Annotated in this window: 12 protein-coding genes and 2 pseudogenes; 10 read left to right on the top strand and 4 right to left on the bottom strand. The window is 58.7% G+C overall.

Features of this window, described 5'->3' with window-relative positions; translation table 11 throughout:
* Together AF71_RS31330 and AF71_RS14590 are read left to right on the top strand one after the other, a co-directional pair.
* Nucleotides 1-267, top strand: a 267-nt coding sequence (locus AF71_RS31330) for a hypothetical protein (protein WP_210258267.1), incomplete at its 5' end; no start/stop codon positions are given.
* Nucleotides 268-1179: 912 nt separating this feature from the next.
* Nucleotides 1180-1350 carry a hypothetical protein gene (locus tag AF71_RS14590; RefSeq protein ID WP_169681837.1) on the top strand — a complete coding sequence of 57 codons (171 nt, stop codon included), beginning with the start codon at nt 1180-1182 and terminating at the stop codon, nt 1348-1350.
* 464 nt (nt 1351-1814) lie between these two features.
* On the opposite strand, the gene AF71_RS14585 is transcribed toward AF71_RS14590, so the two are convergent.
* Nucleotides 1815-2126, bottom strand: coding sequence for a hypothetical protein (locus tag AF71_RS14585; RefSeq protein WP_026372080.1), 312 nt, complete (start codon nt 2124-2126; stop codon nt 1815-1817).
* Nucleotides 2127-2408: 282 nt separating this feature from the next.
* Between AF71_RS14585 and AF71_RS32250 the strand changes: the two are divergent.
* Nucleotides 2409-2718 (top strand): annotated as a pseudogene (locus AF71_RS32250) (hypothetical protein).
* Nucleotides 2719-2822: 104 nt separating this feature from the next.
* Nucleotides 2823-2956 (top strand): annotated as a pseudogene (locus tag AF71_RS31675) (SAM-dependent methyltransferase); the annotation flags it as partial.
* 168 nt (nt 2957-3124) lie between these two features.
* Here AF71_RS31675 and AF71_RS14575 read toward each other — a convergent pair.
* Nucleotides 3125-3958: an SDR family NAD(P)-dependent oxidoreductase gene (locus AF71_RS14575; protein ID WP_018856950.1), complete on the bottom strand. Its 834-nt coding sequence runs from the start codon at nt 3956-3958 to the stop codon at nt 3125-3127.
* Nucleotides 3959-4058: 100 nt separating this feature from the next.
* Nucleotides 4059-4700 (bottom strand): ChrR family anti-sigma-E factor, encoded by a 642-nt coding sequence (locus AF71_RS14570; protein WP_083929853.1) that lies wholly within the window; start codon nt 4698-4700, stop codon nt 4059-4061.
* Nucleotides 4701-4930: 230 nt separating this feature from the next.
* Here AF71_RS14570 and AF71_RS14565 point away from each other — a divergent pair, with 230 nt between their 5' ends.
* The 5 genes from AF71_RS14565 to AF71_RS14545 all read left to right on the top strand — a co-directional run bounded on the left by AF71_RS14565 (nt 4931) and on the right by AF71_RS14545 (nt 8738).
* Nucleotides 4931-5971 (top strand): cysteine synthase A, encoded by a 1041-nt coding sequence (locus AF71_RS14565; protein WP_169681835.1) that lies wholly within the window; start codon nt 4931-4933, stop codon nt 5969-5971.
* Between the two features lie 6 nt (nt 5972-5977).
* Nucleotides 5978-6715, top strand: coding sequence for an alanyl-tRNA editing protein (locus tag AF71_RS14560; RefSeq protein ID WP_018856953.1), 738 nt, complete (start codon nt 5978-5980; stop codon nt 6713-6715).
* An 18-nt stretch (nt 6716-6733) separates the two neighbouring features.
* Nucleotides 6734-7603, top strand: coding sequence for a 3-mercaptopyruvate sulfurtransferase (gene sseA / locus AF71_RS14555; RefSeq protein WP_018856954.1), 870 nt, complete (start codon nt 6734-6736; stop codon nt 7601-7603).
* A 4-nt stretch (nt 7604-7607) separates the two neighbouring features.
* Nucleotides 7608-8171 carry a GNAT family N-acetyltransferase gene (locus AF71_RS14550; RefSeq protein WP_025659110.1) on the top strand — a complete coding sequence of 188 codons (564 nt, stop codon included), beginning with the start codon at nt 7608-7610 and terminating at the stop codon, nt 8169-8171.
* Between the two features lie 99 nt (nt 8172-8270).
* Nucleotides 8271-8738, top strand: coding sequence for a DUF1203 domain-containing protein (locus AF71_RS14545; protein ID WP_169681833.1), 468 nt, complete (start codon nt 8271-8273; stop codon nt 8736-8738).
* 52 nt (nt 8739-8790) lie between these two features.
* Here AF71_RS14545 and ald read toward each other — a convergent pair whose 3' ends face one another.
* Nucleotides 8791-9909, bottom strand: coding sequence for an alanine dehydrogenase (gene ald / locus AF71_RS14540; protein WP_025659112.1), 1119 nt, complete (start codon nt 9907-9909; stop codon nt 8791-8793).
* Between the two features lie 156 nt (nt 9910-10065).
* Between ald and AF71_RS14535 the strand changes: the two genes are divergently transcribed.
* Nucleotides 10066-10527, top strand: a complete 462-nt coding sequence (locus AF71_RS14535) for an Lrp/AsnC family transcriptional regulator (protein ID WP_018856958.1) — start codon at nt 10066-10068, stop codon at nt 10525-10527.
* Nucleotides 10528-10585: the final 58 nt, after the last annotated feature.

Here is a 10585-nt window from a genome sequence, read left to right as displayed (position 1 = left end):
AGGCGCCAGCAGATCAGAAATTGTCGAAACAGGCCGCAATACAAGGAAACTCCACCGGCTTACAAAGAGGAGCCAAATCCGGCCCGGGGAGCCAGTTTCAGAGATAAACGCCTGCTTTTGTTGATATTCCAAAAGCAGGCGTTTTCTTTCCCCACTTTTGAAATCGCGTTTGGCCGATTGGTTCCTGTGGATAATCTTCTACGACGTCCACGCCAGGCTGTGGTGGAATCAGAAAATTTGCGTCCGCTGCTCACCGTTCGACCATAGACCGGGAACTTTTCCTCGCCTCAGCGGTTTCCCTCACGCAGCGCTTCCAACACGCTGTGGGACTTGCATCGCCCAACATCCAGGTCCGCGTTAGGCCCGGCGCCGGCTCCCTGCCCGCCGGGCTAGTGCTTGTATGTCCGGTCCGATCTTTCACAATTCTCCCACCCAAATGCGCGCTATAATAGCATTTGCGCACTGCTTGTCTCGATTATCGTGACCGCCAGGCTCCGGCCCTCTTCAATTTCCGCATTCTTGAATCCAATGCGCGCCCTCCAACGGCGTTGCGAGATCGGTGTATTGAAACTGGGGATCTGCAGCATGGAATCAGCAATATACTTCGGAACTGGCGTCGTAGTAGCGAAGCGGACAGATGCATTCCCCTGGGAGGTCAGTGGGTGTTCTTGTTATCGATAACAGCCACTTTCCAGCCCCGTCCCACGGCTTAGGGACGATCCTCTACGAAAAAGACGCCATAGAAGAACTTTGGGAGAAAAGACCAGGATCTCGGTGGTCGCGTCCCGATCTCCAGATTCTGACCGGCGAGGGAGACAAGGCAGAGCTGAGCGGCACTTACGCTGTGCCGATCGCGCCGGGAGAAAAGTATGTTGTCGGCATCTTTGAAAATGGGTCTGGCCCCCTCTCAGACCCACATGTCCGCTGCACTGGCACCATAACAGCGGTGCCAGGCGCGCCGAAAACAACCGATCTCATAACCGACGGTGAGAACGGATCAGGCGGCACCTTCCATGTACACACATCGAGACAACCGTTCATACGGATATTGTATTCGTTGGAGCAACCATGGAGCCGCCAAGTTTTGACAGCTGGATCCCAGTCCTCCGAGACCCGGTCGGTAGGATAAAAAACACTCCCAGTTCTGGCAGAACGCATCACGTCACATTGGATTCATTGGTGCCCGGAAACCCCTTTCATTTCACGATCATGGTCGTCGATCCCGGCGGAAACTGGGACGTGCTGACGAGCAGCTTCGCGACGCTCGGGCGGAGGGTGACGGTGCAATTCCCCCAGATGCGCATTCTCAATGATGGCGACCCATCCAGCGTTGGTGAAGGGGAGTTTTGATTTCGTGTTTCCGCAGGCGATGACCACCGTGCAATGAACATATTGCAGGATTTCCACCTCCCAACGATGGATATTGACGATTGGCCGGAAACCGGTCGCCCGTATTCAATCGGATTCGCTTATGTCGAGAATACATTTGCATCGATCCCAACGGACCGCCCAAATATTTGGGTGGGATCGTGGGGCTTGGAGCATGATGCCCCCCTGGAGTCGGATGAGGGAGCCGGAAACTTTCTAATGAAACTTTCGCTGCCGACCGGGTCCAGGGAGACCGTATCGAGCAGAACTGTAAAGCTGCGATGCCCCACGACCACGACCGGCGATGACTTCGGTTACGAGGTTGATGTGACATTCTCTGTCGAATACGGTCGATGATAGTGACAGTTCTCAAAGAAAAGCCGCCGACATTCGCGCCGACGGCTTCTTTTCGTGGGTGCCACGGTTGGCGCCCGTGGCACTGCTGACTAGAAGTTAAAATACAGGCTCACACCTGACCTACGATTGTAGGGGTAATAGTCGCGATAGCCGTATCGGGGATAGCCGTAATACCGCGGACGGTAGCACGAGCCGTAATACCGACAGTCGCGATAAGCGTACCGCCGATTCTTCCAGTGGCCATTCGCATATCCGTTACCGTGGCCGCGGTGCTTGACCTGCTCGACGTCGGCGGTGTGGATAGGTGCTGCTTTCGGCACGCCAATTGGCGCGGCGTTTAGCGGCAGGGCGAAAGATCCAGCCAGGACCATGGCTGCGAGTGCGGCCAAAATCTTCTTCATCATCGGATCATCCTTTCAGGCTGCGAGCCTGGGTTAACAGGCATTAACCTCCGATGAACGGCTGCGCGCTGCGGACTTCGCAATAAAGTCAGCCGGCGCGCTGCTTTTGTTGGAGCAGGTAATGACCACGCCAGCCATTGGTGTAGTTCCCGGAAAATGAGATCGAAGAGCTCAGCCCTAGATGCTCCTCCTAACACCTCGCGCATACAGGCTTCGGCTCAGCATCGGAACAATTTTACCTGCAGAAGAAATAGCCCGCGAAGGTTGGGCGACCGGTGAAAAATCCGCGCGATTTTTGCCGCTGGTCTGGCGACCTCCGCTTTTGCCCAATCCGTTCCCGACCCAATCGGCCCGACCAATGGCGGCTCGAAAAATCCGAGCTCCAGCACCTACCCCGGCGACTAAACGAGCAGTGAAACGGCACGCATCCGATCACTGTCGCTCCGGTTGACCCGATGACAACGCCGAGCATCACACCACAGCCGAGGCGCTGGATTGCCGAGGCATGCCGCAAGCGAATTCGGGTGTTGATACCCGTGGTAGCGAGAGCGGCGTATCCATCAGTGACGCCTGCCGCGAAAGCGACGACTGATCTGACACATCGTTGATTTCCAAAGGGCCGGTGTAACCGGCCCTTCCCCTTTTGTACTGCCGACCCGCTCGGCGGAGGAAGCCACGGTGGCAATACCGCTCCCAGAAGCTGAATTGTCACTGGTCAGAGACTTTTGTTTCTGATTAGACTGCGCCATTCTCCTGCCGAAAGGCGCGAGCGTTTTTGGTCGACATTGGAGCGCATTCGCCTATTTGGTTTTGATGAGCGCTTCAAACGGCCGTTGGGAGTTCGAGTTATTTCGATTGTGAGCAGACTTCCGCACTAGAACATAGACGTTCGCCAGGACGTCTATTCGCGGAGCTGACGAGAGCGGATGGCGGCCCTTTTAGGCAGATGACCTCCTGTCTGGCCGTCATCCGCCTCGTCCTTGCCTGGAAACTGAACATCACTCCGCAGGATGCGGCATCGCCGGACGGGCGTGCTTTTCAAGCGGTCGCTCCCGCCATCCCGTCGAGCGATTGACCAGCCAGAAATAGAGCCCGTAGGGAAGAAAATTGACGAGCTTCATCATGTAGGTGAAGCGCTTCGGGAAGGTAATCTCGAAGCGTTGAGACTTGAGTCCTGCCGAAATCTGTTCGGCGGCCTCCTCTACCGAGACCAGCGAGGGCATCGAGAATTTGTTCTTCTTAATCGCAGGGGTATCGACGAAGCCCGGATTGATGAGCTGAATGCGGATGCCCATCTTGTCGAGATCGAATTTCAAGCTCTCGGCCATGTTGATCAAGGCGGCTTTGGTCGCGCCGTAGGCCGCGCTTGTCGGCAGGCCGCCATAGCCTGATACCGATGAAACGACGGCGATCTGCCCCTGCCCTTTGGCCTTCATGTGCCGCACGGCCGGGATGAGGCAATTCACGACACCCTGCAGATTGACCGCGAAGCTCTGCTCGAAATCGCTGAGCTTCAGTTCTTCCGCGTGGACGGGGAAATAGACCCCCGCATTGAAAACCGCCAGCGCAAGTGCGCCATGTTCATATTCGATTGACGCAAGCACGTGCTCCATGTCTTCGGCGTTGGTGACATCGCCGTCGAGCACGATGATGCTGCCGGGTAGGTCCGAAGCCTCGGCCTGCAATTCCGCAAGCTTCTCGTGGTCGCGAGCGGTGACGGCGACCTTGTATCCGTCTCCGGCGAGCTTCAATGCCAACGCTCGCCCGATTCCGGAACTCGCGCCCGATATCCAGGCTATTCCATGTTCGGGACGGGCGACGAAATCTGGCATGGCACATCTCCTCCGGGCTGTTTTCCAAACGTCAAAACAGGTCCGGGAGTTCCTCGCCATCTCCCGGTTTCAAGGGAATATCACGCCATTGTGGCTGCTTTCAGCCGATCAGGTCTCGGATGAACTGGGGGAAGGAGCCGGTGAGCTTGATCGGCGCGTCAAAAACCGAAAACGCGATGCAGGGACGATCTTTTTCGGCAACAGGTCGGTGGTCGACGCTCTCGTCCGCTACGGAGATGTCGCCAGGCCCGAAATGGCCGCGACTGTCGTTGAACGCGCCGTCCAGGATCAAGGTGAGCTCCATGCCCTTGTGGGTGTGTGCAGGCAAAGCCCGGCCAGCCTTGATCCACATCAGGCTGACTTCGCAGCCATCGATATCGGTCGAGTACTCCTTGAAGCCGGGAAGCTTCGTCTTCCAGGGGACCGTATCCACATCATAGCCGACCAGGTTGCGAATCGCCTTCGGGAAGAACCCCTGTTTTGTCGGCAGGTCGGCTGGCTTTTCAGCTGGCAGCGCAGAGGCGAAGACCGCGGCGAGGCGCACCTGGCGATCGCCCATTGCGGCTTCGGGTGTCTCCTCGAGGGCCTCCCCAGCAAGGGATTCCAGATCTCTCACCAGCAAGCGATGATCGGGCTTCATTTCAAGATGCGATTCGACCAGCACGCGTGCCGGCTCAGGAAGGGATCCGGCGACGTAATGCGCCATCAACGCATCGACCGTGTCGATATGCTCATGAACCATGACGGTTTCGGTTGTTTTTTCTTCTAGAGACTGCTTTGTCGTCATCCCTACGCTGAAAGTCAATCTCCGGATCACAAGGCCGGCGAACGGCTCTGGCTCGAGTGCCTGGACGGCAGCGAAGTCTAATTTTGTCGCTGCGCTCAAAGGGATGGAATAGCATTTCTTGCCAACCTAGCCTTGTGAAGGGAAAAGACCGTTCCTAAACTAAGCGTTCAAAAGAGGCAGAGTCCATGACCGTCCATCCCTCCGTTCTAGAGGCAATCGGCAACACCCCGTTGATCAAGCTCAAGGGTGCGTCGGAAGCGACCGGCTGCACTATTCTCGGCAAGGCGGAATTCCTCAATCCCGGCCAGTCGGTCAAGGATCGCGCGGCGCTCTACATCATTCGCGACGCAGAGAAGAAGGGCGTGCTGCGGCCGGGCGGCGTCATTGTCGAGGGGACCGCCGGCAATACCGGCATCGGCCTGACGGTCGTTGCAAAGGCGCTCGGCTACCGGACCGTAATCGTCATCCCGGAGACGCAGAGCCAGGAAAAGAAGGATGCGCTGAAGTTGCTCGGCGCCGAACTCGTCGAGGTGCCCGCCGTTCCCTACAAAAACCCGAACAATTATGTGAAGGTCTCAGGAAGGCTGGCCGAACAGCTGGCGAAGACGGATCCCAACGGCGCGATCTGGGCGAACCAGTTCGACAACGTCGCCAACCGGCAGGCGCACATCGAAACGACGGCCAGCGAGATCTGGAACGATACCAACGGCAAAGTCGACGGCTTTATCTGCTCCGTCGGCTCTGGCGGGACGCTTGCGGGTGTGGCCGCCGGCCTCAAGGCATTCAACAAGGACATCAAGATCGGCCTGGCCGACCCCGACGGAGCCGCGCTCTACGAATTCTACAAGAACCGCGAATTGAAAGCGTCGGGTTCCTCGATCACCGAAGGGATCGGTCAGGGACGGATCACAGCGAACCTTGAAGGCTTCACGCCCGATTTCGCCTATAGCATTTCGGATGCGGAAGCCCTGCCCTACGTCTTCGATCTCGTCGAGCATGAAGGCTTGTGCCTGGGCGGATCGACGGCAATCAACATCGCCGGCGCAGTACGCCTTGCCAAGGAGCTCGGTCCCGGCCATACCATCGTGACAATCCTCGCCGACTACGGCAACCGCTACCAGTCCAAGCTTTTCAACCCCGATTTCCTGACGTCGAAGGGCCTGCCGGTTCCGGCGTGGCTCGCCAAGACGCAAGACATACAGATCCCATACGAACCAGCAGCGTGAGACCCCATGCCCGTCAATGCCCTCTATCGTGACGATTTCTATCTTTCGACATGCGAGGCGGTGGTAACCGCCGTTCACGACGACGGGGGCATTGAGCTGGATCAAACCTGCTTCTATGCGACATCGGGAGGCCAGCCGGGCGATACGGGATTCCTCGAGCGCGCCGATGGCAGCAAGATCACGCTTGGGCAGACGAAGCATGGAGCGACCAAGGACATCGTCGTGCATGTGCCGCTCGAGGGCCAGGAACAGCCGGCCGTCGGCGAGAAGCTGGTACTGCATGTCGACTGGCCGCGCCGCTACAAGCTTATGCGGATGCACACCGCCTGTCACCTGCTCTCCGTCGTCTGCTCCTATCCGATCACGGGTGCAGCTGTCGGCGAGGATGAGAGCCGTGTCGACTTCGATATGACCCAGACGATCGACAAGGACGACGTCACCGAAAAACTCATGGAACTGGTGCGGCAGAACTATCCGGTCTACCTGCAGTGGATCACCGACGAGGAGCTTGCTGCCAACCCTGGTATCGTCAAATCCAAGAACGTCCGTCCGCCGATCGGGCTCGGTCGGGTCAGCCTTGTCTGCATCGGCGAAAACTCTGCGATTGACAGCCAGCCCTGCGGCGGCACACATGTGTCCGAAACTCAGGAAGTCGGTCAGATTCACATTGCCAAGATCGAAAAGAAGGGCAAGGAAAACCGTCGCTTCCGTATTCGCTTCGGCGCTCCCGGCGACGAAGCCTGAAGCCCCAGGGAGAGCAGAATGAGCGAAGAAAAGAGCCGTTTCGTCGTTTCGGCCGATTGGCTGCAGGCGGAATTGGGCAAGCCGGATTTGCGCGTCCTGGATGCGTCCTTCTATCTGCCGGCGCAGAAGCGCGATGCCGACGCCGAATACGCCGCCGGCCATATCCCGGGCGCTATCCGCTTCGATCAGGACAAGATCGCGGATCATTCCGTACTGCTGCCGCACACGATCCCCTCGCCAGAGTTTTTCGCAACCGAAGTCGGCAAGCTCGGCATCGGGGAAAACGATCATATCGTCGTCTATGATGGCATCGGGATGTTCGCATCGCCGCGTGTGTGGTGGCTGTTTCGCGTGATGGGCGCACGGAATGTGTACGTTCTTGATGGCGGACTGGACGGATGGAAAGCGGAGGGCCGGCCGCTTGAGGCAACCGTTCCGCGCCACGAGCCAAAGGTTTTCAAGCCCACCTATGACGCCTCGCGGGTCGTCAATCTCGATGCCATGCGGGAGATCGTTGCACGCGGCGCGCTGCAGATAGCGGATGCCAGGAGCGCGGGCCGCTTTGCAGCGGTCGAGCCTGAGCCGCGCGCTGGCATGCGCTCCGGTCACATGCCGGGCGCGCGAAACCTGCCATCGGGTGTCTTCGCCACCCAGGGCCGCTTCAAATCCCTGCCGGAACTCAAGCAGACGATTGAGGAGGCGGGCGTAGACCTGTCGAAGCCCGTGGTCACGTCCTGCGGTTCGGGCATCACCGCGGCCATCATCACGCTGGCGCTGGAATCCCTCGGCCATACCGACAACAAGCTCTACGACGGTTCCTGGAGCGAATGGGGTGGCCGGGACGACACGCCTGTTGTCACCGGTCCGCCGGAACCGGTCAAAGCCTGACACGATGGTGAAGCCCCCCTCTTCCCTAAAAGCCCATATTACGCGCCTGGAAATGACGGCACCGCCGAAGGCAAGCCTTCCGGTGCCGATCAACATCCAGACGGCGATCATGCGGGCTCCCGACATTCCGCTGCCATTCTATCGCTATCTCTACCGTCAGGTCGGTGCCAGGTGGCAGTGGGTGGACCGGCTGCGGATGCTTGACGAGGATTTGGCCAGGTCGCTGCACGACAAACGCAACAATATCAGCGTGCTCTACGTCAACGGCGCGCCTGCTGGCTTCTACGAGTACTTCGTCGAGGATGAGGACACGATCGAGCTCAGCCACTTCGGGCTGTTCGAGCATGCGCTTGGTCTGGGGATCGGAAAGTGGTTCCTGCTGCAGGCGCTCTACGCGATCTGGACGCTCAATCCGAAGCGGGTGACGACGACGACCAACGATCTTGATCACCCGCGCGCTTTGCAGCTCTACCAGATGTTCGGCTTTTCACCGGTCTCCACCGGTTCGGGCATCGTCCGGCCGCTCAGCGACAAGGAACTTCTGGAGTTGAGCAAGAAGGACTGGTGAGTCGGCCAGGAGCTGGAGCCCTCGAGGGCTCTGGCAGGAATCGGGTGGTTTCTACCCCGATAAAGGCGCATCTCTTGGCAATCATCAAGGAGATCCGCCATGACCGACATCCGCTTTTCCGCCATGCCCACCGCCAACGCGGAGAATCTCTGGAACGGCGGTACAGACGCCTACGGTTTCGTGCCCGAGACGATGGTCTCCGACGGGCCTGGCCATCCCTGCCGTCATTGCCTGAAGAATATCGATGCCGGCGAGGAATTGCTGGTCTTCGCCTACCGGCCGTTTCCGGAGCTTCAGCCCTATGCTGAGACCGGTCCGGTCTTTCTTCACAAGGAGCCCTGCGAGCGCTATGCCGCAGAAGAGGTCCTGCCGCCGGTTCTGACCAGCCCGGATTTCATCGTGCGCGGTTACAATGCCGATAACCGAATCGTGTACGGCACAGGCGCGGTAACTCTGACACCCGATATCCGCTCCTATGCCACCCAGCTCCTCGAGCGGCCTGAGATTGCCTACGTGCATGTGCGGTCGGCACGCAATAACTGCTATCAATGCCGTATAGACAGATGATGGCTGGTCGCAGGAGAATGCGACCAGCCTGCCTCACGTAACGTGATGGGAATTACGCCACGTTTAGTACGCTTTCCGGAGCATAGGCTTCGTAGCCCAGCGCTTCGGCCACCGGCTTATTGGTGACGCGTCCCTTGTGGATATTGAGACCGTTCCTGAGGTGACGATCTTCTGCAATCGCACGCAGGCCGCGATCGGCCAGCGCCAGACCATAAACCAGCGTTGCATTGTTCAGGGCATGTGCCGAGGTGACCGGCACGGCGCCTGGCATGTTGGCGACGCAGTAGTGCACCACGTCATCGACAACGTAGGTCGGTTCGGAATGGGTCGTTGCATGCGACGTCTCGAAGCAGCCGCCCTGGTCGATGGCAACGTCGACGATGACAGAGCCTCGCTTCATACCCGACAGCATTTCGCGGGTCACAAGCTTCGGCGCGGCGGCGCCCGGAATGAGCACGGCCCCAATGACGAGGTCTGCCGCGAAAACTTCTTCTTCCAGAGCCTGAATGCTGGAATAGCGCGTATGGACGCGACCGCCGAAGATATCGTCAAGCTGGCGGAGACGCGGCAGTGACTTGTCGAGGATGCTGACATCGGCGCCGAGGCCCGCGGCCATCCTGGCGGCATGCAGGCCGACGACGCCGCCACCAATAATAGCGACCTTCGCCGGCAGCACGCCGGGAACGCCGCCGAGCAAGATACCCAGCCCGCCATTGGCCTTCTGCAGGGCGGTCGCGCCAGCCTGGATAGACAGGCGTCCGGCCACCTCGGACATCGGCGCAAGGAGGGGCAGACCGCCCCGATCGTCCGTTACCGTCTCATAGGCAACAGCGGTGACGCCGGACGCAAGGAGACCCTTGGTCTGTTCCGGGTCGGGCGCGAGGTGAAGATAGGTGTAGAGAATCTGGCCATCGCGAAGCTGCGCCCACTCGGAGGGTTGCGGCTCCTTGACCTTGACGATCATATCGCACTTCTCGAAGATTTCCTTGGCCGAGGCGGCAATCTTTGCGCCAGCGGCCGCATAGGCCGCGTCATCAGCACCGATGCCGGCGCCCGCCTTGGTCTCAACCCAGACCTCGTGGCCATGGGCGACATATTCACGAACGGATGCAGGTGTCAGTCCGACACGATATTCATGATTCTTGATTTCCTTCGGGCAACCGACACGCATTGAGCGTTCCTCTCTCATTATGTCCGCTTCGCGGAGTGTTTTTGACCGGGAAATCCAACCACCACACCCGCGAAATGTCCTTGCAAAGAAGGTTTGCGCAGCGGGTGATTTTCGAAGAATATTGCGAATTAGAGCAAATAATCGAAAGTTCTTCGAATGTCAGAACCCGACGCCATCGATCTTGCGATTCTGAAGACGCTTCAGTCCGACGCCCGCATTACCAATGCCGACCTTGCAGCCAAGGTTGGACTGTCGCCATCGGCTTGCTCTCGGCGGCTTGATATACTGGAGAAGCGCGGCGTCATCCGTGGCTACCACGCCCACGTCTCTCACAAGGCGCTCGACTACAAGATGATCGCGATCGTGCACATCTCCCTGTCGGGCCAATTTGCGAAGACGCTCTCCGAATTCGAAGCCGCGGTGAAACGCTGTCCGAACGTTTTGGTTTGTTATCTGATGTCGGGCGAATACGATTACATTCTCCGCGTCGCCGCGCGCGACCTCGAGGACTACGAGCGCATCCATCGCGACTGGCTCTCAGCGCTTCCGCATGTCGTAAAGATCAACTCCAGCTTCGCCCTGCGTGAAGTCATCGACAGGCCAAATGTCGGGCTTTGACAGAGAGCTGAAATCGGCAGAATGTCGCAGAATCGGAGCAGCGGCTTCGTCGTCCTCT

The sequence above is a fragment of the Rhizobium sp. 57MFTsu3.2 genome (assembly GCF_012932765.1).
Taxonomy (GTDB): domain Bacteria; phylum Pseudomonadota; class Alphaproteobacteria; order Rhizobiales; family Rhizobiaceae; genus Rhizobium; species Rhizobium altiplani.
This window is presented reverse-complemented; position numbering and strand designations above follow the sequence as displayed.